This is a genomic window from Shinella sp. BE166, from assembly GCF_051201095.1.
GTDB classification, from domain to species: Bacteria; Pseudomonadota; Alphaproteobacteria; order Rhizobiales; family Rhizobiaceae; genus Shinella; species Shinella lacus.
Genome location: NZ_JBPEHL010000015.1, coordinates 103,340 through 124,833 on the forward strand (window position 1 = coordinate 103,340; position 21,494 = coordinate 124,833).

At 61.0% G+C, this 21,494-nt stretch carries 19 protein-coding genes; 14 read left to right on the plus strand and 5 right to left on the minus strand.

Annotated elements, in window-relative coordinates:
• Positions 1-69: 69 nt before the first annotated feature.
• The 4 genes from J2Y63_RS27745 to J2Y63_RS27760 form a co-directional block, all read right to left on the minus strand.
• On the minus strand, positions 70-1,512 hold the full coding sequence (locus J2Y63_RS27745; RefSeq protein ID WP_435268741.1) for an HAD family hydrolase: 1,443 nt from the start codon (positions 1,510-1,512) through the stop codon (positions 70-72).
• Positions 1,513-2,014: 502 nt separating this feature from the next.
• Positions 2,015-2,320 carry a MurR/RpiR family transcriptional regulator gene (locus J2Y63_RS27750; RefSeq protein ID WP_435268742.1) on the minus strand — a complete coding sequence of 102 codons (306 nt, stop codon included), beginning with the start codon at positions 2,318-2,320 and terminating at the stop codon, positions 2,015-2,017.
• A 5-nt stretch (positions 2,321-2,325) separates the two neighbouring features.
• On the minus strand, positions 2,326-3,285 hold the full coding sequence (locus J2Y63_RS27755) for a sugar phosphate isomerase/epimerase family protein (protein ID WP_435268743.1): 960 nt from the start codon (positions 3,283-3,285) through the stop codon (positions 2,326-2,328).
• Positions 3,286-3,295: 10 nt separating this feature from the next.
• Positions 3,296-4,309: a Gfo/Idh/MocA family oxidoreductase gene (locus tag J2Y63_RS27760; RefSeq protein WP_435268744.1), complete on the minus strand. Its 1,014-nt coding sequence runs from the start codon at positions 4,307-4,309 to the stop codon at positions 3,296-3,298.
• Positions 4,310-4,604: 295 nt separating this feature from the next.
• On the opposite strand from J2Y63_RS27760, the gene J2Y63_RS27765 reads away from it, so the two are divergent.
• From J2Y63_RS27765 to J2Y63_RS27805, 9 genes are all read left to right on the plus strand, one after another.
• Entirely contained in the window at positions 4,605-5,630 is a 1,026-nt protein-coding gene (locus J2Y63_RS27765; RefSeq protein ID WP_435268745.1) for a LacI family DNA-binding transcriptional regulator, read from the plus strand.
• Positions 5,631-6,067: 437 nt separating this feature from the next.
• A complete protein-coding gene (locus J2Y63_RS27770) occupies positions 6,068-7,171 on the plus strand; it encodes a sugar ABC transporter substrate-binding protein (RefSeq protein WP_435268746.1) in 1,104 nt (367 codons plus the stop codon).
• Between the two features lie 99 nt (positions 7,172-7,270).
• Positions 7,271-8,227 carry an ABC transporter permease gene (locus J2Y63_RS27775; RefSeq protein WP_435268747.1) on the plus strand — a complete coding sequence of 319 codons (957 nt, stop codon included), beginning with the start codon at positions 7,271-7,273 and terminating at the stop codon, positions 8,225-8,227.
• A 17-nt stretch (positions 8,228-8,244) separates the two neighbouring features.
• Positions 8,245-9,018 (plus strand): ATP-binding cassette domain-containing protein, encoded by a 774-nt coding sequence (locus J2Y63_RS27780; RefSeq protein ID WP_435268748.1) that lies wholly within the window; start codon positions 8,245-8,247, stop codon positions 9,016-9,018.
• 137 nt (positions 9,019-9,155) lie between these two features.
• Complete coding sequence (locus tag J2Y63_RS27785) at positions 9,156-9,992, plus strand: ABC transporter permease (RefSeq protein ID WP_435268749.1); 837 nt, start codon at positions 9,156-9,158, stop codon at positions 9,990-9,992.
• Positions 9,993-10,252: 260 nt separating this feature from the next.
• Positions 10,253-11,362 carry a phytanoyl-CoA dioxygenase family protein gene (locus J2Y63_RS27790; protein WP_435268750.1) on the plus strand — a complete coding sequence of 370 codons (1,110 nt, stop codon included), beginning with the start codon at positions 10,253-10,255 and terminating at the stop codon, positions 11,360-11,362.
• A gap of 64 nt (positions 11,363-11,426) precedes the next feature.
• Positions 11,427-12,371 (plus strand): sugar ABC transporter substrate-binding protein, encoded by a 945-nt coding sequence (locus J2Y63_RS27795; protein WP_435268751.1) that lies wholly within the window; start codon positions 11,427-11,429, stop codon positions 12,369-12,371.
• A 76-nt stretch (positions 12,372-12,447) separates the two neighbouring features.
• The gene (locus J2Y63_RS27800) at positions 12,448-13,569 is read left to right on the plus strand and encodes an ABC transporter permease (RefSeq protein ID WP_435268752.1); all 1,122 of its coding nucleotides are present in this window, start codon (positions 12,448-12,450) and stop codon (positions 13,567-13,569) included.
• The gene (locus J2Y63_RS27805; protein WP_435268753.1) at positions 13,569-14,345 is read left to right on the plus strand and encodes an ATP-binding cassette domain-containing protein; all 777 of its coding nucleotides are present in this window, start codon (positions 13,569-13,571) and stop codon (positions 14,343-14,345) included. Before J2Y63_RS27800 ends, J2Y63_RS27805 begins: the two co-directional genes overlap by 1 nt.
• A 41-nt stretch (positions 14,346-14,386) precedes the next feature.
• On the opposite strand, the gene iolE is transcribed toward J2Y63_RS27805, so the two are convergent.
• The gene (iolE, locus tag J2Y63_RS27810) at positions 14,387-15,286 is read right to left on the minus strand and encodes a myo-inosose-2 dehydratase (RefSeq protein ID WP_435268754.1); all 900 of its coding nucleotides are present in this window, start codon (positions 15,284-15,286) and stop codon (positions 14,387-14,389) included.
• Positions 15,287-15,400: 114 nt separating this feature from the next.
• On the opposite strand from iolE, the gene J2Y63_RS27815 reads away from it, so the two are divergent.
• The 5 genes from J2Y63_RS27815 to J2Y63_RS27835 all read left to right on the plus strand — a co-directional run bounded on the left by J2Y63_RS27815 (position 15,401) and on the right by J2Y63_RS27835 (position 21,493).
• Positions 15,401-16,522 carry a Gfo/Idh/MocA family protein gene (locus J2Y63_RS27815; protein ID WP_435268755.1) on the plus strand — a complete coding sequence of 374 codons (1,122 nt, stop codon included), beginning with the start codon at positions 15,401-15,403 and terminating at the stop codon, positions 16,520-16,522.
• A 210-nt stretch (positions 16,523-16,732) separates the two neighbouring features.
• The gene (locus J2Y63_RS27820) at positions 16,733-18,169 is read left to right on the plus strand and encodes an NAD-dependent succinate-semialdehyde dehydrogenase (protein ID WP_435268756.1); all 1,437 of its coding nucleotides are present in this window, start codon (positions 16,733-16,735) and stop codon (positions 18,167-18,169) included.
• A gap of 10 nt (positions 18,170-18,179) precedes the next feature.
• Positions 18,180-18,995 (plus strand): HpcH/HpaI aldolase family protein, encoded by an 816-nt coding sequence (locus J2Y63_RS27825; protein WP_435268757.1) that lies wholly within the window; start codon positions 18,180-18,182, stop codon positions 18,993-18,995.
• Positions 18,996-19,982, plus strand: a complete 987-nt coding sequence (locus tag J2Y63_RS27830; protein WP_435268758.1) for a hydroxyacid dehydrogenase — start codon at positions 18,996-18,998, stop codon at positions 19,980-19,982.
• 2 nt (positions 19,983-19,984) lie between these two features.
• Positions 19,985-21,493 carry a sugar ABC transporter ATP-binding protein gene (locus J2Y63_RS27835; protein ID WP_435268759.1) on the plus strand — a complete coding sequence of 503 codons (1,509 nt, stop codon included), beginning with the start codon at positions 19,985-19,987 and terminating at the stop codon, positions 21,491-21,493.
• Position 21,494 lies beyond the last annotated feature (1 nt).

Consider the following 21,494-nt stretch of genomic DNA (forward strand, 5'->3'; position numbering starts at 1 on the left):
AAAATCGCCCTTTTCGCCGAGGAGGAAGGGTTCCGGAAGAATTGAATTCGAGGTGGCCGCAACTGAACGCTATGGTTGCTTAAGCTCTTCCACCGCGCGCGTATCGTGAGGCAGCGCACCAGGACGTTGAGGCTGCGCGATAAGCAGGGTGACCAGTACTACTCCCAGCATAGCTAAACCAGCCGCATAGAATATCGTAAGCCGTCGTTCGGAATTTGTTTTCCAGCAGAGGATTTTTACATCGCCACTCATTTGCGAGATCGTTGTACCGAGGCCTATTCCCGGAATTCGGTCGGCGAACTCTTTTTCGATCGTGCTGGCGTGTTTAACCGCTCCTCGGAGGAAAATGTGGTACCAATATCGATCCATAAAAAAGAAGGCTAGCCAAGCGAAGCCGGCCGCGAGCACAAGCCCGACGCCCGCTGAGATCCTAACACCAAAAACATCCGCCTGAAGGCCCTGCTGATAGGTGAAACCCACCGAAGCGATTAGCGCGCCTACTACCGTTATCGCGAAATTCCTTATGCGCATTTCGAGATCATTGAAATGCTGCTGGACGTCGACGGTCTTCTTCCAGGTTTCAAGGGCAAATTGGGTTGCGGTTTTGTCATCAACGATCGCACTTGGCTTGAGATCGAAGGACTCGAAGTCGCAGTGAATAAAGATCTCAGCGAATGAATCTTTCAGTACCGCGCTGGGCTCGAAGTCGTGGCCCTTTTCAACGATAGCCTTTTCGCGCTGCACATCTGCCTCGGTCCAATGGGAAACCTGCCTTAAAAGGTCGTATTCAGGTCGGCGCTGACTCTCGCCGTATTTTGCGTGAATGTCGAAGACACCGACATCGCGCGCCATCGCGACATCTTTGAAAAGGCTGTCTCCGACGTAGGCGCAGCGATCGGTCGTTGCGCCTACCGCCTTGATGATATCAAGCAACACGCGGGGATTTGGCTTGAGTTCACCCGGCGGGGTGTGGCGTGATTCAGTCACTTGTAATTCATAGAATTCCTCTGGAAGTCGTCGCATGCTGTCGACCGACACGCCGCTTGGCATATCGTGGTCCTCAGGACTGAACATTACATCTATTACACCGTCCAAGCCGAAACGCTTCAGACGGTACGCGCTATAAAACGCCATCGACTCGGTGTAAGCGACGATCTTGGTACCTTGGTCTTTGATCCGCCACAGGGATCTGAAAACACTCGGGTAGAGTTTGAGATTGATATCCCGACCTTGCCGCGACAGTTCGATCGACTCTCGAAACTCTGCTCGGATGTCCCCGCGTTGACGCAAATCGGTAAGTGCTTCGATTTCCTCAAGAAGGAATGTGTATTCCGAGGTGCGACGTGTCCGATGCACGTTTCGAATGTCAGCCTGGATTTCTGCTTCAGCGCGGTTGGTCTTCTTTAGTATCTCACTATAGACCGGCGCAAAGGACGCGTACCAAACCGCGAACCAATCAAAAAGAGTGTTGTCCAGATCAAGGATCAGGGTATCGACGACTTTGCGCGGCACGAGATGCCTTTCAAAATTTATGGTTGCGCGGTTAGGAGCCAGAGCTAAGCAAATGTAAGTGTGCCGGGGCGCAGCGCAACACTTCACGACAATAACGTTGTCTGTCTGTTGATCATAGACCTACGTCGAACGAGCCGCTACGGAAGTAGGCCAACTGCCATGCGCGACACAAAATGAAGGTAAAGGCGGCGACGAACTAGCCGCAAACGATTTCTTCCACGCCCGGCGTAACGTCGGAGGTCGGGCTCCGTTCGGCACGCATGCTCAGAATCTTGATTTACCAACGATGCTTGCAGAGCGGCCGATCCGCTTACGATCCTCGTTTGGATGTTCATCTAGGCTAAGCTCCTACTTTATCTCACGATTCCTGGAAGCTGATCACGGGCCGCGTGTTCGAATCCCTTCAAGAGCTTCGGAGAAGCGATGTTGCTAGCATTCTTGCCTATGTTGGCGTTTCAGCATGACTTCCCAGACTCAGTTGGCGACTAAAGTCGCCTGCGCCTCAACTTGCAGGGCGCTTGAGATAGGTCCTGAAGACCGCTCTCAAGTCTCGGAAGCCTGAGAATCCGAGAACGCGCGCGGTTCGCGTCACCGTTGTCATCGAAACCGAGCACTTGCACGCGACTGAGGCCACGGTTCCAAAGGCGATTGCAGCGGGATCGTCAAGGGCGGCTTTTACAAGCCGCTTGCCATCTTCGGAAAAAGTGCCGTGTCCAGAGACAATGCGCCGCTTGATTTCCAAGAAATTCTCTGGCGGATTTTTCTGGTCCGATTGATGTACACGCGTGATGGTGCTTTTCGGCGCCATGGCTTTCAAATCGCCTGTAGTTTGAAATCGCTTGCCGCGACCGGCATAACGGTCTTCAGGAGCGCGACCGATTTTTCCAGCCCCTCAAGACTGTTGAGCAGCACGTCCTCGTGCTCGATCGAGAGCCAGCCATCATAGCCGGCCATTGTCAGGCGGTAGCAGAACTGGCGCCACCAGGCCTCGCCATGGCCGAAACCGAGCGTGACATAGGACCAGCTTCGGGCGGGAATGTTCATCAGCGAGCCGTTCTCCAGAAGCGAGGCCGTCGCCTGAACCGGCGCGTTCAGCATCGTGTCCTTGGCGTGCACATGAAAGATGGCATCTCCCAGCGCTTCCGCCGCGACCAGTGGATCGGCGCCCATCCAGAAGAGGTGCGATGGGTCGAGATTTGCGCCCACGACCGGGCCGATGGCGGCCCGCAGCTTCAGGAGCGAGGGTACGTTGTAGACGTATTGATTGCCGTGAAGCTCAAGCGCGATGCGCTCCACGCCACATTCCTTTGCAAGGGCGGCGATCTCCGTCCAGAACGGCAGAAGCCTTTCCTCCCATTGATAGTGCAGGATCTGCTGCGTTTCCGGCGGCCAGGACGAGACCACCCAGTTAGGCATGAGGTCGCCCGCACGCCCCTCCGGAAGGCCGGACATGGTACAGACAGTCTTGATGCCCAGGTCTCCGGCGAGACGGATCGTGTCCCTCAGGCACGCGCCTTGCTCGGGCTGGGTCGGGTGCAGCGGATTGCCGTTGGCGTTGAGCGCGATGATCTCCAGGCCGCGGTCCTGGAAGGCTCTGGTGAAGTGCCGACGCGCATCGGCGCTGTTCTTCATCGCCTCGAGGTCGAAATGTGGAGCGGTGGACCAGCCGCCGGTGTTCACTTCGACGCCCGAGACGCCGAGGCGCACGGCACTGTCGAGGAGAGCGTCGAAAGACAGGCCGCCTAGGCTGTCGGAAACAAAACCGAGTTTCATTGCAGATTTCCTATCGTGCGTTGTAGAGTGAGGGCCTGACCGTCGTGTCGAGGCGGACGCGCTTGCCTGTCCGAAGCGCCTCGACGCCTGCTTCGGCGACGAGCGTGGCGCAGTAGCCGTCCCAGCTGTCGGAGGCGATTGCGGGGAACGTGCCGGTTCGAACGAAATTCAAAAAGGCCTTGTTCTGCAGGCGATAGGCTTCCGCAAAGCGCGGCCGCCAATCGGCTGGATAGTGTTCGAACGCCATGAGCTGGCCGTTGCGGCGCGTGTGAACCGGGGCGTTGAGCAGGATAGAGCCTTTTTCGCCGACAAGCTCGCCGCGCACGTCATAGCCATAGGCAGCGCTGTTGTTGACCTCGATGTTGACGAGTTGACCCTGATCGGTTTCGAGAACCATAAACACCGGAGCGCCGGTTTTCGATGCATCGACACCGGTCGGCTGAAAGACGGATATCGCGGTATAGTCGGCGTCAAGCATGAAGCGTGCGACGTCGAATTCGTGCGGGGCCGAGTTGGTGATTGCCATCTGGCCGGTGAAGTTCGCCGGCGCTTCGACATTCCGGTGCATGTTGTGCATCATGATCGCCCGGCCGAGCGAGCCGTCCGCAAGCGCGGCCTTCATGTCGCGATAGGAGGGGTCGAAACGGCGCATGAAGCCGAGTTGAACGAACCGGCGACCGCGCGCGACCTCCGCATCGATGACCGTGCGGCATTCGCTTGCATTTTGCGAAAGGGGTTTTTCGCAGAGCACGGGTTTTCCGACCTCGATTGCGGAAAGCGACAGCTGCGCATGGGTTTCGTCGGGGCTTGCGATGATCACGGCGTCGATGTCGTCGCGCCGGATCGTCTGGAAGGCATCGGTGGAGATGTCGGCTGCGCCGCAATCCTCCGCAATCGCGCGGGCACGCGCCTCGAAGGCATCGCAGACGACCTGCAGTACCGCTCCGGGCAAATCCTGCGAGACGATCCGTGCATGGTCCGCACCCATGATGCCTGCGCCGATGATTGCAACTCTGACGGACATTCCCTGTTCCTTGTTTTCGAAGCGCGGTTTGCGCAGCGATGGCGCGTGCGAATTCCCGGCAGATGATGAAAGTATGGATAGTCGCTGTGGGGTTCTTGGGCGGTAGCAGCCTCGACCGGTTGGATTATCCGGATCGAATTGCCATCATTCAACGAGCATGGCGGACCATTTCCGATGTGTTTTGCATCAAAAATTCCGTATCGCACCAATTCACGGCAATGGCTTCAGCCGCTAGGAATCAGTCACGCAGTCGTTCGACTTCATGATTTGAATCGCATCAACAAGTGAGGGGAAAATGCCAAAACCCATGAAGTCTGGAACATGGAAAGGGCCGTCGGTTCATGCGATCGCCAAGATCGCGGCAGTGGGTTCCGCGACGGTCGACCGGGTGCTCAACAATCGCAGTGGTGTGCGGGAAAAGACCCGGGCGCGCGTTCTCGCGGCGTTGGAAAAACTTCGCCATGAGAGCGCCGACAGCGATGTTCCCGTCCTCATTCGCCTGTTCTGTGAATCCGGCGAGACATTCAATGCGGCCATGGCGGCGGCCGTGTCGGAGGTGAACCGCACGCAGCCCGGCATCGACGTGCAGGGGGTGTACGTAACGACAAGCGATGCCGAACCGCTCGCCTTCGCGCGGCGGATCGAGCAGGAAGGCGGGGAGGCGGATGGCGTCGTGGTCATTGGCCGGGAGCATCCTGCAACCAACCGGGCCATTCGAAAGCTCCGGACGATCGGCCGGCCGGTGGTCTGCCTCACGACAGACCTGCCGAGTTCGCGACGAAGCACCTATGTCGGGAACGACCAGTACGCCGCCGGAAGCGTTGCGGCGCTGTTGATCGGCAATGCCCTGCCGAAGGAAAACAGCAGCATTCTGGTTGTCATGAGCGTGCCGTTCCGTTGCCAGCAGGAGCGCGAGATGGGTTTCCGGCGCGTTCTGCGGTCGGATTTTCCATACCTTAAGATCGAGGAACGTATGATCTCGGACGAAAGGCCAGAGAGCACATGCGAACAACTGACGCGATACTTCGAGGCGAACGGGCACCCTGCGGCAATCTACAATGTGGCCGGCGCCAATCGCGGTATCGGCAAGGCGTTGGAAAATGCCGGAAAGGCGGACGAAACGGTGTTTGTCGGCCATGAACTGTCCGTCCATTCCCGCGCGCTGCTGGAGTCCGGGGTGATGGACTATGTCATCTCGCACGATTTCGCAGCCGAGCTTACCTCGGCAACAAGATGGATAAAGAGCAATCTGAATGGCGTGACGAGCGAGCCGGGCTATTCGCAGGTTCTCGTTCACACGCGGTACAATTGCGGTCTGTAGGAGCGCTCGGAGCGCATGCCTTTGGTGCGGGCGAAAGATGCCCTGCCCACCCGCCGGCGATGGCTACCCTATGCAATCATTGCGCCCTTGATGTGTGGTTGCATTTCAAAAGCCGCAATATTCGATGTGATTTACATCATTATTGCGTGTCGGCGTGGCGTGGTCATAGTGATTTCAGTGGCTTGAATGGTATTCAGCTAATACTACGATTTGATGGGTAAAAAATCAGAAATTGGCCCATGAAAACCTTGTGAACCGACGTCTTCATCAATGAAAATGCCTCCAAGCGATCTCGTTGTCGGGTCGCTTGAGATGGGCCCAAACAGTGACCGCAGTGCCGATCTCGTTCCTGTTTTAGAATAAATGTTGACCAAATATAATTGATGCAATAAATGTTGCATCTAGGAGTTTGGCAGGCAGCGTGGAGGTTGCCTGTGATGCCGTCCGAAACGACTGAGCAATCCGCTCGCATCGAAAACTCCATTCGTTTCCATTCAAGGAGGAGGAACCTTATGAAAACTGGAAAAAGCATCCTGTGCACTGTTCTTTTGGCATCTGCTGCGCTTGGGGTTGCCCATGCCCAGGACGCCGAAAAACAGTATCGCTTCGTCATGGTGTCGCATATCGGCTCCAACGACCCGAACATGAACTGGTTGACGACGTCCCTGAAGGAGTTCGAGGCGAAGTATCCGGACGTGAAGACCGAATACATTTCTACCAACAACTACTCCGTTCAGGAACATGTGCGCCTGCTTGAACAGGCGATCGCAACCCGGCCGGACGGCATTGCGGTGCCGATCGTCAGTTCCGATGCATTTGAAGGCCCACTGCGCAAGGCGATCGAGGCCGGCATTCCGGTGGTCGCCTTCAATATTCCCGACGGCCGGCCGGATGGCGAGCGCATTCCCTATCTGACCTATGTCGGCGGCGACGAGTTCCTGACGGGCAAGAAGCTCGGCGAATATGCACTGACGAAGGTCGAGGCCGGCGAAATCCCGAAGCCGACGCATGTCGTCTGCGCAAGCCATGACTCGGCACATCAAGGTCTCAAGGCGCGCTGCGCCGGCATGAAAGAGGTGATGGAGAAGGCGGGTGCGAAGTTCGACGAGCTCTTCATAGGCGCAGAGCCCGCAACGGCGCGCAACACGCTGCAATCGTTCCTGCAGGCCAATCCAGATACCAACTATATCTTCACGGTCGCCGGCTGGTCGTCGCCCTGGGCTTGGGGCGTGGCGAACGAAATGAAGCTCGATCCGGATGTCGACGACAAGGGTGTCACCGTTCTGACCGTCGATGAGGGACCGGTATCGATCGAGGGCGTGCGCGCGGGGCATATTCTCGCGACGAACAGCCAGGGCTTCTGGCTACAGGGCTATGCGCCCATGGAGTGGCTGTATTGGAACAAGAAGTTCGGATACGCGCCCCAGCAGAGTATCCTCACGGGCCCGCTCGTGATTAACAAGGAAAATGCGGATCAGTGGGCCGAGCAGGTCCGCGGCGTGTTCGGCGACAAGGCCTACGACGAACAGAACACCTGGTAACCGGTACCCTCCCGGGCGAGGGCGGCTGGCCTTTCTGACAGGCCGGCTGCCCTCCTTTGCGCATCCCGCAGCGCATATCAACGAGCAGGACCAAGAACCATGCAATACCTTGTCCGCAGCCAGGGTTTTGGCGCGACCGTCGGCGTCATCGCCATGTTGGCCGTCTTCACTGTTATCGATTTTTCCGGATGGTGGACGGCACAGACCTTGTCCAACGTCACGCAGTTCACAGCCATTCTCGCTTTGGTGGCCTTGGGGCAGGCTCTCGTGATCATGACGAAGGAGATCGATCTGTCCGTCGGGTCGATCTACGGGCTGACCGGCGTGGCCTTCATAACGCTGGAGCCGTCCCTCGGCGTGCCCGGCTCTCTGGTCGTGGCTCTGCTCATGGCGGCGGCGGCCGGGTTTATTCAGGGAACCGCTGTCGTCAAAGGTGAGCTTCCATCGATGATCGTCACACTTGGCGGCCTGTTTGCAGCGCGTGGCATCATCTACGTCTGGACGGGCGGATCCGTTCACAATTTCTCCCCCGATGCCCGCACCCACGCCCTGACCCGCCTGCTGGGCGGAGAGCTCTTCGGTGTGGCAGCGGCCGTCTACTGGGTCGGTGTCATTTCCGTCCTGCTGGCAATCATGCTCTGGGGCACCCGCTTCGGAAATCGGTTGCTAGCGACCGGCGGCAGTCGGGAAAGTGCTGAATCGCGTGGTGTCCGCACTGACCGCGTCAAGACGGCAGCCTTCGTCCTCTGCTCGCTGCTTGCGGGCTTTGCCGGCATCCTGACGCTGTGCAACCAGCCGCAGACCCATGTGACACTCGGCGAGAACATGGAACTCGAGGCCATCTCGGCGGCAGTGATCGGTGGTTGCCTGCTGACCGGCGGGCGAGGGTCGATCCTCGGGGTCATCCTCGGCGCCTTGATCGTTGTCAGTTTCCGTTACGAGCTGATCGCGCTCGGCGCACCATCGTCGTGGTACATCACATTCGTCGGCGCCGTTCTCATCGTGGCGGTTATTTTCAATCAGAAGCTTGCCCGCTTTCTCGGGCACAGCGTTTGACGCGGGAGGACGCTCAAATGACCCAGCAACCCCTGATCCAGGTGAAAAACCTCGACCTCTATTTCGGTGCCTTCCACGCTCTGAAGAACGTTTCGGTCGATTTCAACGCCGGCGAGCTGATCGGCTTGGTCGGCGACAACGGCGCCGGCAAGACCACGCTGATCCGCGTCCTCTGCGGCATTCACGCCCCAACGAAAGGGGAGGTGTTCTTCGACAGCAAGAAGGTCGAAAAATTCCACCCGAAGCTCGCCATCGACCAGGGCATCGAGACCATCCAGCAGTCGGTTGGCCTTTGCGACAACCTTTCGATCGCGCGGAATTTCTATCTCGGCCGGGAGCCGGTCAAACGCATCCTCGGCATACCCTTTCTCGATTTCGCCAAGATGCGCGAGAAGTCCAGCCGCGTCATCCGCCAGTTCGGCCTTCGCGAAAACGTGTCGGCCGATGACGAGGTGGAGCGGCTGTCGGGCGGTGAACGCCAATCGGTCAAGATCGGCCGGGCCGTCGAGTTCAAGAACCGCGTCGTCATCATGGACGAACCGACGAACCACCTCTCGGTGCGCGAACGCGAACACGTCAATGAACTGGCGGTGCAGTTGAAGGAGCAGGGCCTGCTCGTCATCTACATCACGCACGACATCTTCCAGGTCCACAAGCTCGCCGATCGTATCGTCATCATGGAGAATGGCGAAAAGGTTGCCGATGCATCGACCGACAGCATGTCGGCGGAAGCGCTCGAAGATGTCATCCGCCAGGGTGGTCGTGTGGTCGAGAAGCAGGAGGCGGTCTGATGGCGCTCTCCGCGGCAAAACCCCTCATTCGGCGCCACACGGAAATTGGCATCTTCCTGATCGGCGCCATCCTGATCGTGATTTTCGCATCGACCTCGGACGGGCGATGGGCCAACCTCTATAACATCGGCACGATCATGCAGGTCACGGCAACGCTCGGGCTGATGAGCCTGGGTGTCGCGATCGTGATCGGGACCGGTGAAATCGACATCTCGGTCGGCTCGACCTTCGGCATGGGCGCGCTCGCTCATCTGTGGCTTGCCGCCCGCATCGATCCCGTGTTTGCAGCTTTGGCCGCCATCGTCGTTGGTGCGGCGATCGGCTACGTGAATGGCTGGCTTGTAACGAGGACCAAGACGCCGTCGCTGATCATCACGCTTGGCACGTTGATGATTTTCCGTGGCATCGCGATCGCGCTGACGGACGGCTTTTCCTTTTCCATTCCCTATGCCGCGCGAAACGGCTGGACGTACTTTCTTCTCGGCGGGGGCGATTTTCTCGGCTTCAATACCGCCCTGTTCTGGTTGATCGCAGTCTTTGCGGTTCTCATCGTCGTCCTGAAGGCCATGCCATTTGGCAACCGGCTGCTGGCCGTTGGCGGCTCGGCCGATAGTGCGCATTCGCGAGGTGTGCGTGTCGATCGCATCAAGCTGTCCGCATTCGTCATTTGCGGAATGCTTGCCGCCTTTGCTGGCGCGCTTGAGGCCGGAAAGCTCGGTTTCGCGGATGGTTCCATGGGGCGGCTGATGGAATTGCAGGCCATCGCGTCCTGTGTTCTGGGCGGTTGCCTGTTGGCCGGCGGACGGATTTCGCTGATCGGCGCTTTGATGGGCGCGTTCGTCCTGTCCTCCATCCAATCCTATCTGGTCGTAACCGGTGTTCAGCCGCAGTGGTTCATCCTTATTCTGGGGCTCATCGTCGTGGGGGCGGCCTATGGCGACAAGTCTCTGCGGAACTGGGCGATCCGAAAGTAGCGACGTTCTCTTCTTGCCTGATCGCATCGGCGCCGCTCACCGGCGCCGATTTTTTTGGGGTCGTTCCGCAGCGTTTTGCCCTTTCTGCGCCATCGGCGCGAAGTGTGTTGACATTCCGTTATCTGCAATTAATGTTGCTCCTTGAGGATAAATGCAATTATTCAATCCGGGCAGTGACTTGCAGCGCGCGAACAGCGGCGTTGCGAGAGCGTCGAGTGCTGTCTTGCGCGGGATTAAATTCAGATCGGGAGGAGAATCTTATGGGTGACATTGCAACGGTGATCGATCTTGCGCAGTTCCGGCGTGAGGTCGAAACCGAAACCACGAAGGCGATGTGCCCGACGGCCGTTGCCATCGAGAAGAATATCCCGATCTATGACGGCGCGTCCGTCAGCGATGCCATCGGTCCGGAATGGGCCTCGGTCATCGGCGAGGGGCCGGGTGTCTTCGTGGTCAAGCGCGCTTTCACCGATCCGGGCGCCATTGATGCGGCAAGCGACGTCTTTCGCCAGATCATCGCCGACGAGCGCGCGGCGGGCACGGCGGCGGGTGACCACTTTGCAAAGGCCGGCGCCAATGACCGTATCTGGAACAGCCTGCAGAAGCTGTGCCTGCGCAATCCCGCCGTCTACGCCCGCTACATGGCCAATCCCGTGATCGATATTGCCTGCCGCGCCTGGCTCGGTCCGGGATACCAGATCGCCACGCAGGTCAATCAGGTCCGTCCCGGTGGCAAGGCGCAGGCGCCGCACCGCGACTACCATCTCGGCTTCATGAAGCCGGAGCAGATGGCGGAGTATCCGACCCACATCCACGCCACCGGTCCTACCCTTATCCTGCAAGGTGGCGTCGCCCATTGCGACATGCCCGTCGAGAGCGGCACGACAAAACTGTTGCCGCATTCGCAACGCTACCTGCCGGGCTACGTCGCCGCCACGCGGCCGGAATTCCGCGACTATTTCGAGGCGCATTGCGTCCAGCTTCCCCTGGAAAAGGGCGACGCCATCTTCTTCAGCCCGGCGCTGTTTCATGCCGCGGGCGAGAACCGGACGACGGATGTCGTGCGCATGGTCAACCTCATCCAGACGGCGTCGGCCTTCGCCCGCCACATGGAAAATCTCGACCGCACGGCCATGGCCCGCGCCGTCTATCCGCATCTGGCGGCGCTTTCGCCTGAGGGACGGCGTGCGGTGATTGCCGCGACCGCTGACGGCTATCCGTTCCCGACCAATCTCGACACCGATCCGCCGCTTGGCGGTCTCGCACCGGAAAGCCAGCAGGAGCTGCTTGCCCGGGCTGTCGCGGAAGGTTGGGGCGAGGCGCAGCTCGACGCGGCCCTCGCGGCACAGGGTGCCAAGCGCGCTGCTTGATAACTACCCGCAATGGCTTCGGGCGGGGAGGAAACAGGAAGCCAATTTCGGGAGGACGTCACTTATGAAGAAACTTCTGCAATCCTTGGCCCTTGGCGCGCTGCTCGCCACGTCGGCATTTGCCGGTGTCGCCAATGCGGACGGCGAGAAATTCGTCTGGATCAGCCATGGCCCGGATAGCGACAGCTGGTTCAACGTCATCAAGAATGCGATCAAGGTCACGAACGAGCAGATGGGTGTTACGACCGAGTACCGAAACCCGCCGAGCGGTGATCTTGCAGATATGGCGCGTCTCGTCCAGCAGAGCTCGGCGGCCGGCGTCGATGGCATCATCGTCACGATCGCCGATTTCAACGTGCTGGAAGGGCCGATCAAGGATGCCGTCGCCAAGGGCATTCCAGTCGTCACCGTCAATTCGGGCACGGTGGAAGAAAGCCAGAAACTCGGTGCGCTGATGCATGTCGGCCAGCCGGAATATGAAGCGGGTCTCGGTGCGGGCAAGCGCGCGAAGGAAGCGGGCATCAAGAGCTTCCTCTGCGTCAACCACTACATCACCAACCCCGCGTCCGTTGAGCGGTGCCGCGGTTTTGCCGAGGGCATCGGTGTCGAACTCGGTAACCAGATGGTCGATTCCGGCATCGACCCCTCGGAAGTGCAGAACAAGGTGAAAGCCTATCTCACCGCCAATCCCGATACCGGCGCGATCCTGACGCTTGGCCCCAATTCGGCCGAACCGTCGATCCGGGCGGTGAAGGAGATGGGGCTCGACGGCGACATCTATTTCGGCACGTTCGACCTCTCGGCTGAAATTTCGGCAGCCATCAAGGATGGCACCATCAACTTCGCGATCGACCAGCAGCCGTTCCTGCAGGGTTCGATTCCGATCCAGGTGCTGACGAACTTCGTTCGCTATGGCGTGACGCCCTCGAACTCGATCTTCACCGGCCCAGGCTTCGTGACGAAGGACAATATCGCACTCGTCGAGTCGCTGGCAGGCCAGTACCGCTGATCCGACGGATTTTTGGCGCGCACCGGGCCGCCGCCCGTGCGCGCCAAAAAATGTTTCTGAGGGAGGAAATGCATTCATGACGGACGTCATTCCGGACGCGCTGAAGGACGAGCGCATCAAACCCGTCTCGCCGCTCAGGCGCGCGCTGATCCGGCCCGAGCTCGGCGGTATCTGCGGCACCATCGTGGTCTTCCTGCTGTTTGCGGTGATTGCCGGCGATAGTGGCATGTTCGCCGCCGAGGGCGTGATGAACTGGACGGTGGTTTCGGCCCAGTTCATGGTCATTGCGGTCGGCGCCTGCCTTTTGATGATCGCCGGCGAGTTCGATCTTTCCACCGGCTCGATGATCGGCTTTTCCGGCGTCATGATGGCCATCCTGTCGGTTCATCTCGGCGTGCCGCTCTGGCTTGCCATCGTCGCGACCTTCGTCTTCTGCGTCCTGCTTGGCGGTGTGAATGGCTGGCTTGTTATCCGCACCGGCTTGCCGTCCTTCATCGTGACACTTGCCTTCCTCTATATCCTGCGTGGACTGACCATCTGGAGCTCGGTCTACTTTACCCGGCAGACGATTATCGGCGGCGTTGCCGAAAAGGCGGCAAATGACTGGCTCGCGCCGATCTTCGGCGGCAAGGTTTTGGGCTGGCTCTTCACCTGGATGGGCGAGGCGGGCTGGATCGCCACCTTCACGCGCGGCAACCGCGCCGGGCAGCCGGTCATCGACGGCATCCCGATGCTCGTCATCTGGGCGATCGTGCTTGTGGTCTTCGGCCACTGGCTGCTCACCCGCACCAAGTTCGGCAACTGGATCTTTGCCGCCGGCGGCGATGCGCTTGCCGCGCGCTACGTCGGCGTGCCGGTCAATCGCGTAAAGATCCTGATGTTCATGTTCTCCGCCTTCTGCGCCGTCGTCTTTGCCACTTGCCAGGTCATGGAGTTCGGCTCGGCGGCGGCCGACCGCGGCCTGTTGAAGGAGTTTGAGGCGATCATCTGCGTGGTGATCGGCGGCGCGCTGCTCACTGGCGGCTACGGTTCCGTCATCGGGGCCGCTCTCGGGGCGATTATCTTCGGCGTGGTGCAGCAGGGCCTGTTCTTTGCCAATGCGGAAAGCTCGCTCTTCCGGGTGTTTCTCGGCGTCATCCTGCTGACGGCCGTGATCATGAACACCTACATCCGCCGCATCATCACGGGAGAACGCTGATGTCCGCCATCGTGGAGATGAGAAACATCACGAAGCATTTCGGCCATGTCATCGCGCTGGCCGGTGTTTCCTTCGACGTGAAGGCCGGCGAATGCCACTGCCTGCTCGGCGACAACGGTGCCGGCAAATCGACCTTCATCAAGATCATGTCCGGCGTTTACAAGCCTAGCGGCGGCGAGGTTCTGGTTGAGGGCGCGCCGACGCAGTTCCAGAGCCCACGCGACGCCATGACGGCAGGCATCGCCACGGTCTATCAGGACCTTGCGATGATCCCGCTGATGAGCGTCAGCCGCAATTTCTGGATGGGGCGCGAGCCGGAGCGGGGCGTCTGGCCGTTCAAGACCTTCGATACGGCCAAGGCCGATGACATCACCGTCAAGGAAATGCGCAAGATGGGCATCAGCCTGCGCGGGCCGGACCAGGCGGTCGGCACGCTCTCCGGCGGCGAGCGCCAGACGGTGGCGATTGCCCGTGCGGTCTATTTCGGCGCCAAGGTGCTGATCCTCGACGAACCGACCTCCGCGCTCGGCGTGCGCCAGACGGCGAATGTGCTGAGCACGATCGATCGGGTGCGCAAGCAGGGCATCGGCGTCGTCTTCATCACCCACAACGTTCGCCACGCTCTCGCTGTCGGTGATCGCTTCACGGTGCTGAACCGCGGCCAGACGCTGGGCACCGCCGAACGCGGCACGGTGGATGCGGCAGCTTTGCAGGACATGATGGCCGGCGGCCAGGAACTGGCGCTGCTGGAATCCTCGCTCGGCGGGACGATCTAAACGGGACCCGCCGGCTTTGGGCCGGCAGGTCCGACCCTAGGTTAGCGGACCACCGCGTAACCGACGGCCGCCATGACGCGCAGGAGTTCCTTATGGCCGATCTTCGCCATGTTGAGCGGCGGGTTGTGGGTGGGGTCCTGCTCCGCCTCGACGACGAACCAGCCTTCATAGCCATAGGAAGCAAGGCGTTTGACGATCGCCTCGAAATCCAGGCTGCCATCTCCGGGAACCGTGAAGGCACCCTTGATGACGGCGTCGAGGAAGCTCTCCCTCGTGCGGTCGAGCGCGTCGATCACCGGCAGGCGAACGTCCTTGGTGTGCACATGGGTGATGCGGCGGTGATGCTTGTCGATGACGCGCAGGACATCGCCGCCTGCAAAGGCCATGTGGCCGGCATCGAAGAGCAGCGGCAAGCCTTCGCCGGAATGTTTCATCAGGAGGTCGAGTTCCTCCTCCGTCTCGATCGGTGCCGCCATGTGGTGGTGGTAGGAGATCGGCATGCCCTGCTCGGAGCACCATTCGCCGAAGGCGGTCATCTTGCGGCCGTAGGCCTTGATTTCGTCCTCGGAGAGATTGCGCTTGGTGGCAAGCGGCGCGCTGCGGTCGCCCTGAATGGTGCCGGCCGTCTCGCCATAGACGATGCAGGGAGCGTCGACCGCCTTGAACAGCGCCATCTGCTCGGCGATCCGGTCTTTCTCGGCTTCGATGTCGCCATCGAGCAGCAGGCCGGAGAACCAGCCGCCGCAGACCTGGATGCCATGCTTGTCGAGGATGGGGCGAAGGATCTTCGCATCCATCGGAAACCGGCGGCCGGTCTCCATGCCGGTGAAACCGGCTTCCGCGGCTTCGGCAAGGCATCCTTCCAGCGAAATGTCGCTGCTAATTTCCGGCAGGTCGTCGTTCCACCAGGCGATGGGGGCAATGCCGAGTTTGGCTTTCATGGTCGGGCTCCAGATAAGGGGTTTCGGTGTCTTGAAAACAAATATTGACAATTATACAATATTGCAATGATAATTGCAGATAACAAACCACGCATCATCCAGGGAACGGCGAAAATGAAAAAGAAGCTCCGTCTTGGCCTCATCGGATCGGGTTTCATGGGCAAGACGCATGTCTTCGGCTTCGCCGCCGCCGAGCGGGTCTTCGACCTGCCCTTCGAGGTGGAGTTCGCCACGATCGCCGATGTGACCATGGCGCAGGCGGAAGCCGCGCGCTCGGCCTTCGGTTTTCAACGCGCCACGGATGACTGGTGCAGCCTGGTGACGGATCCCGATATCGATGTCATCGACATCACGGCCCCGAATGCGCTGCACAAGGAGATGGCGCTATCGGCCATCGCCGCCGGCAAACACGTCTATTGCGAAAAACCGCTTGCCCCGCTCGCCGCAGATGCCCGCCAGATGGCCGAGGCGGCGGAGAAGGCCGGCATCAAGACGCAGGTCGGCTTCAACTACCTTTGCAACCCGATGCTCAGCCTCGCCAGGGAGATGATCTCCGGCGGGGAACTGGGCGAAATCCGTGGTTACCGTGGCCTCCATACGGAGGACTATATGGCCGATGCAGGTGGCCATTTCACGTTCCGGCACGACCCCGCCGGTGGCGGTGCTCTGGCAGATATCGGCAGTCATGCGCTGGCGACCGCAGAGTTTCTGATGGGACCGATTACGAAGGTCATGGGTGACTGCATCACGATGATCGCGAGCCGCCCCGATGGCAAGGGCGGTGTGCGGCCGGTCGAGACGGACGATGTCGGTCGCGCCTTCCTGCGCTTTGCAAACGGCGCGACCGGCTCAATCGAGGGTAACTGGATCGCAACCGGCCGCAAGATGCAGCATGATTTCGAAGTCTACGGCACGAAGGGCGCGCTTGCCTTCTCGCAGGAGCGCTTCAACGAGCTTCATTTCTATTCGACGGCCGATACGAAGGGGCGGCAGGGTTTTCGGCGTATCGAGGCCGGCCCCGACCACGCGCCCTACGGCCGCTTCTGCGTCGCCCCCGGCCACCAGCTCGGCTTTAATGATCTGAAGGCCATCGAGGTCGCCGGCTATCTGGAGGCGATTGCAGGCCTTAGGCCCGAGCCGTTCAATTTTCGCGCTGGCCTGCGCATCCAGACGCTGGTGGAGACGATCCAGCAATCGTCGCGTGCCGGCGCATGGCTTGATGTGAAGGGTGATTGACCGCGGGCGATGGTGGCGCAATAATAATTGCATATGGAGTTGTTCCGGCAATTCGTGCCGCGTTCGCCGGCATCGCGTCCGGCGCTCCATTTATCCCGAACAAGCTGCCCAGCGTGTCGATTACGCTTGACGTGCAATTAAAATTGCGTCTTTGTAATAATGAAAACTAATATTGCTGATTGGTTCCCATCAGCAATCCGAGGAGGAAACATGTACGCGTCCTACGGCTTGTTCATCGATGGCGCCTGGTCAGGTTCCGCGACTGGTGCGTCGACTGAAATCACGGATCCTGGCAATGGCGACGTCCTGGGTGTCGTTCCCGTAGCAAGCGTTGATGACACCAACAGGGCGATCAGCGTTGCTGACAAGGCTTTTGACGCTTGGAAGAAAACGCCGGCCTGGACACGCGCGGACCACTTGCACAGGGCGGCCGACGTGATGGCGGCGCGCACGGCCGAGGCTGCGCGCCAGATCACGCTCGAAACCGGAAAGCCGCTGGCGCAAGCGGGTCGTGAATGGGCGCTCGCCGTCGACCAGTTCCGCTGGTACGCGGAGGAAGCCCGCCGCATCTACGGCCGCATCGTCGAAAGCCGTGTGCCGGGCGGTCGTCTGGAGGTCACGCATGAGCCCGTCGGCGTCGTTGCGGCCTTTACCGCATGGAATTTCCCGGCGGCGCTGATTGCCCGCAAAGTCGCGCCCGCGCTTGCGGCCGGTTGCGCCGTCATCGTCCGTCCTTCCGTCGAGGTGCCGGGCGTGGCGATGGTCCTGTTCGATTGCCTGCGCGAAGCCGGCCTTCCGGCGGGTGTCGCCAACCTCCTGATCGGCCCGACCGGCAATACCTACAAGCCCATCATGGCCTCGCCGGTCGTGCGGAAAGTTTCGCTGACGGGATCGACGCGCGTTGGCCAGCAGATGATCCGCGACAGCGCCGAGACGGTGAAGCGCATCAGCATGGAACTCGGCGGTAATGCGCCGATGATCGTCTTCGACGACGCCGATCTCGACAAGGCGCTCGATCTCGCGGTGCCGACGAAATACGCCAATGCCGGCCAGGTCTGCGTGACCCCGGATCGCTTCTACGTGCACGAAACTCTGCACGATCGCTTTGCCGATGGATTTGCTGCCCGCGCCCGCGCGCTCAAACTCGGCCATGGCCTCGATGAGACGACGCAGATGGGGCCGCTGATCAACGAGCGGCGCATGGCCGCAATTGAAGAGATCGTTGCCGATGCCAGCGACCGCGGCGGCAAGATTCTCGCGGGCGGCCGGCGGCCGAAGGACATGAACTCCGGCTACTTCTTCGAGCCGACCGTCATCACCGGCTTGCCGGACGATGCCAAGGCAATCGCCGAGGAGAATTTCGGCCCGATCGCCGCCATCACCGCCTTCTCCAGCACGGATGAGGTTTTCGAGCGGGCGAACGCATCCGAAATGGGCCTCTCGGCTTACGTCTTCACCCGCGATGCCGGCCGTGCACGCGATGCGGCGGCGCGGCTGGAGGCGGGTATGGTCGGGGTTAACAGTTTTGCGCTGGCGGCCGCCGAAGCGCCGTTTGGCGGCATCAAGGCGAGTGGCATGGGTCGTGAAGGCGGCACCGAGGGCATCCTCGACTATTCTAACGTCAAGCTCGCGCAAATGCTGGTCTGAGGAGGCAGTCATGATCAAGAACGGTGTCAAAAAGCGCTGGGCTGAAGGCAAACCTGTCCTCAATGGTTGGCTCTCCATCGCTAATTCCTTCAGCGCCGAAATCATGGCGGCGCAGGGCTACGACTCGCTCACCGTCGACATGCAGCACGGCATCGTCGGTTACGACGGGGCCGTGCCGATGCTGCAGGCCATGCGGACAAGTGGGGTAACGCCGCTGGTGCGCGTGCCGTGGCTCGATCCCGCCGACATTATGAAAGCGCTGGACGCCGGCGCCTATGGCGTCATCTGCCCAATGATCAACACGCGCGCGGAGGCCGAGCGGCTCGTCTCCTACATGCGCTATCCGCCCAGCGGCGTGCGTAGTTTCGGTCCCAGCCGCGCACTGTTTTCCGCCGGTGCCGGATATGCCGCGGAAGCCGACGACGAAATGATCTGCCTTGCCATGATCGAGACCGCGCAGGCGTACGAAAACCTCGAGGACATCCTCGCGACCCCCGGTCTCGATGGAGTCTATATCGGCCCCGCCGACCTGACGCTCGGACTTCAGGGCAAACGCTATGCGCCCGGATTCGACCGCCGCGAGCCGGAAATGATCGAGGCGATCAAGACGATCCTTCATGCTGCCCACCGGGCAGGCAAGAGGGCGGCGCTGCACAACGGCACGCCTGATTATGCGGCGGAAGCGGTGGGGTGGGGTTTCGATTTCGTGACCGTCACCAACGACGTCCGCCTCCTTGCAAGTGCCGCCGAGGCGAGTGTGCGGAAATTCCGTGATCTCGTGCAGGAGGTTGCTCCCGCCAACACGATCGATACGGGAGGGTATTGAATGCCCAGGATCCTGGTGGCAGGCAAGATCCACGCGGACGGCCTTGCCGTTCTCAATTCCGCGCCCGGCGTGACGATCGACTATGTCGAGGAGGTTTCCGCGGCAAGCTACGCGCCGTTCCTCGCGACCGCCGATGCGCTGCTCATCCGCACCCAGCCGCTCTCGGCGGCGTTTATTGCCGATGCGCCGAACCTCAAGATCGTTTCGCGCCACGGCGTCGGCTACGATTCGGTCGACGTTACAGCCCTGAACGGCCGCGGCATCCCGCTTGCCGTCGTGGGGGATGTGAATTCCCGCGCCGTCGCCGAGCACGCCGTTATGCTGATGCTCTCGGCCGCGCGCCGCACCGTCCTCTTCGACCGCAAGATGCGGGAAGGCGACTGGAACTATCGCAACAGCCTGGATGCCGATGAGTTGGACGGTGGCACATTGCTGGTGGTCGGTTTCGGCCGCATCGGCAGGCGGCTGGCGCAGATCGCGACGGCGCTCGGCATGACGGTGCTTGCCTTCGACAAATTCCAGGCCGCGGACCAGATCGCAGCGGCCGGCGCAACGCCGGTGGATGACTTGCTCGATGGCCTTTCGCGCGCCGACGTGGTGTCGCTGCATGTGCCCAAGTCAGGTGCCGAGCCTTTGATCGGTGCTTCGGAGTTGGCCGTGATGAAACGCTCGGCCATTCTCGTCAACACGGCGCGCGGTGGCCTGATCGATGAAGGGGCGCTGCTGGCGGCGCTCAACGAGGGGCGGCTTGCCGCGGCCGGTCTCGATGTGCTCGATGCCGAACCGCCGGCGAACGACGACCCCATGCTCGGCTGCGACCGGGTGGTGCTTTCCCCGCACAATGCCGGACTGACCGAAGCCTGCGCGCGGCGCATGGCCATCTCGGCGGCGGCAAACATCCTCGATTTCTTCAGGGGTACGCTCGACCCGGCACTCGTCGTCAACCGTGCCGAGATTGCTCCGCGTCTTTCTCCGGTCGGCGGCTGATCATGACGCTGCTGGTATTTCGCGATATCGCCAAATCCTATGGCATCGTGCCGGTGCTGAAGGGTATCGATCTCGTCGTAAAGCCGGGCGAAGTCTTGGCGCTGGTCGGCGAAAACGGCGCGGGCAAATCCACCCTCATGCGCATTGCTGCCGGGCTGGCGCCGCCGTCTTCGGGCACGATGCTGCTGGACGGCGCACCGGCGCCGGTAGCGCTGCATGCCGCCGAGCGCGCGGGCATCGTCATGGTGCACCAGGAATTCTGCCTGGCGCCGCACCTGACGGTGGCGGAAAATGTCTTTCTCGGGCGGGAAATGACGCGTGGCCTCTTCACTGACCGCAAGGCGATGGAGGCGCGGGCACGAGACCTGCTGGCTGAACTCGGTTCGGCGGCTCCCGTTCGAGCGCGGTTGCGTGATCTGCCTGTATCGGACTGGCAGATGATCGAGCTCGCCAAGGCTTTCGCCCGGCAACCGAAGCTTATCCTGATGGATGAGCCGACCGCAGTGTTGTCGGCGACCGAGGCGGGCAACCTTTTTGCCCGTGTCCGCGCGTTCCGTGAGATGGGCGGTTCGGTGATCTTCACCTCGCACCGCCTTGATGAGGTGAAGGATATCGCCGATCGCGTCGCGGTCCTGCGCGACGGCCAGATCGTGCGCGTCGAGAACACCAGCGATATCTCCGAGGATGCGATGGCTGAGGCGATGGTCGGGCGGCCACTTGCGGAAATCTATCCACCTCGCCGCGGTGCGGCGGACCGCAAGGCACTGCTCAGCGTCGCCGGGCTCACATCGCCGGGCGCCGTCGACCAGGCAACGCTCGATATCCGTGAGGGCGAAGTGCTGGGTATTTCCGGGCTCGTCGGCTCCGGCCGCACGGAACTTGTCGAAGCGCTCTTCGGGTTGCGGCCGGCACACTGCGGGTCCTTCGTGCTGCGTGGCGAGGCACGCAAGTTGCCGGAGGCGCGCGAGGCTTGGGGGCTTAAGCTCGCCTACCTAACAGAGGACCGCAAGGGCAAGGGCCTGCTGCTCGGCAAGTCGCTCGACCAGAACGTGGCGCTCACCAAGGGGGCGATCAACGGCGCGAGCTGGATCGACCGGCGGGCGGAGCGGCGTGATCTCGAAGCGGCCGTCGGGCGTTACGACATCCGCACAGGACGGCTCGACGTGACGGCCGGCGCGCTCAGCGGCGGCAACCAGCAGAAGGTTCTGATCGCCAAGACGCTTGCCGTCGAGCCAGATCTGATCGTCTTCGACGAACCGACGCGCGGCGTCGATATCGGCGCCAAGCAGCAAATCTACGAGATCATCGCCATGCTTGCCGCCGAGGGCAAGGCGATCGTCGTCATCTCATCCGAGATGCAGGAGATCGTCGGCCTGTCTGACCGGGTGCTGGTCATGCGGCGCGGGCGCATCGCCGGCGAGCTGTCCGGCGACGCGATCACTGAAACCGACATCATTCGATTTGCCATGGGCCTGGAAGATAAGGCCCCGCAGGAGGAGGCAAGCCATTGAC

Coding starts and splice junctions, on each gene's coding strand:
- J2Y63_RS27835 (WP_435268759.1), top strand. CDS start 19,985: ATGACGCTGCTGGTATTTCGCGATATCGCCAAATCCTATGGCATCGTG.
- J2Y63_RS27755 (WP_435268743.1), bottom strand. CDS start 3,285: ATGAAACTCGGTTTTGTTTCCGACAGCCTAGGCGGCCTGTCTTTCGAC.
- J2Y63_RS27820 (WP_435268756.1), top strand. CDS start 16,733: ATGTACGCGTCCTACGGCTTGTTCATCGATGGCGCCTGGTCAGGTTCC.
- J2Y63_RS27775 (WP_435268747.1), top strand. CDS start 7,271: ATGCAATACCTTGTCCGCAGCCAGGGTTTTGGCGCGACCGTCGGCGTC.
- J2Y63_RS27770 (WP_435268746.1), top strand. CDS start 6,068: ATGCCGTCCGAAACGACTGAGCAATCCGCTCGCATCGAAAACTCCATT.
- J2Y63_RS27825 (WP_435268757.1), top strand. CDS start 18,180: ATGATCAAGAACGGTGTCAAAAAGCGCTGGGCTGAAGGCAAACCTGTC.
- J2Y63_RS27765 (WP_435268745.1), top strand. CDS start 4,605: ATGCCAAAACCCATGAAGTCTGGAACATGGAAAGGGCCGTCGGTTCAT.
- iolE (WP_435268754.1), bottom strand. CDS start 15,286: ATGAAAGCCAAACTCGGCATTGCCCCCATCGCCTGGTGGAACGACGAC.
- J2Y63_RS27760 (WP_435268744.1), bottom strand. CDS start 4,309: ATGTCCGTCAGAGTTGCAATCATCGGCGCAGGCATCATGGGTGCGGAC.
- J2Y63_RS27830 (WP_435268758.1), top strand. CDS start 18,996: ATGCCCAGGATCCTGGTGGCAGGCAAGATCCACGCGGACGGCCTTGCC.
- J2Y63_RS27795 (WP_435268751.1), top strand. CDS start 11,427: ATGAAGAAACTTCTGCAATCCTTGGCCCTTGGCGCGCTGCTCGCCACG.
- J2Y63_RS27805 (WP_435268753.1), top strand. CDS start 13,569: ATGTCCGCCATCGTGGAGATGAGAAACATCACGAAGCATTTCGGCCAT.
- J2Y63_RS27790 (WP_435268750.1), top strand. CDS start 10,253: ATGGGTGACATTGCAACGGTGATCGATCTTGCGCAGTTCCGGCGTGAG.
- J2Y63_RS27800 (WP_435268752.1), top strand. CDS start 12,448: ATGACGGACGTCATTCCGGACGCGCTGAAGGACGAGCGCATCAAACCC.
- J2Y63_RS27815 (WP_435268755.1), top strand. CDS start 15,401: ATGAAAAAGAAGCTCCGTCTTGGCCTCATCGGATCGGGTTTCATGGGC.
- J2Y63_RS27750 (WP_435268742.1), bottom strand. CDS start 2,320: ATGGCGCCGAAAAGCACCATCACGCGTGTACATCAATCGGACCAGAAA.
- J2Y63_RS27780 (WP_435268748.1), top strand. CDS start 8,245: ATGACCCAGCAACCCCTGATCCAGGTGAAAAACCTCGACCTCTATTTC.
- J2Y63_RS27785 (WP_435268749.1), top strand. CDS start 9,156: ATGCAGGTCACGGCAACGCTCGGGCTGATGAGCCTGGGTGTCGCGATC.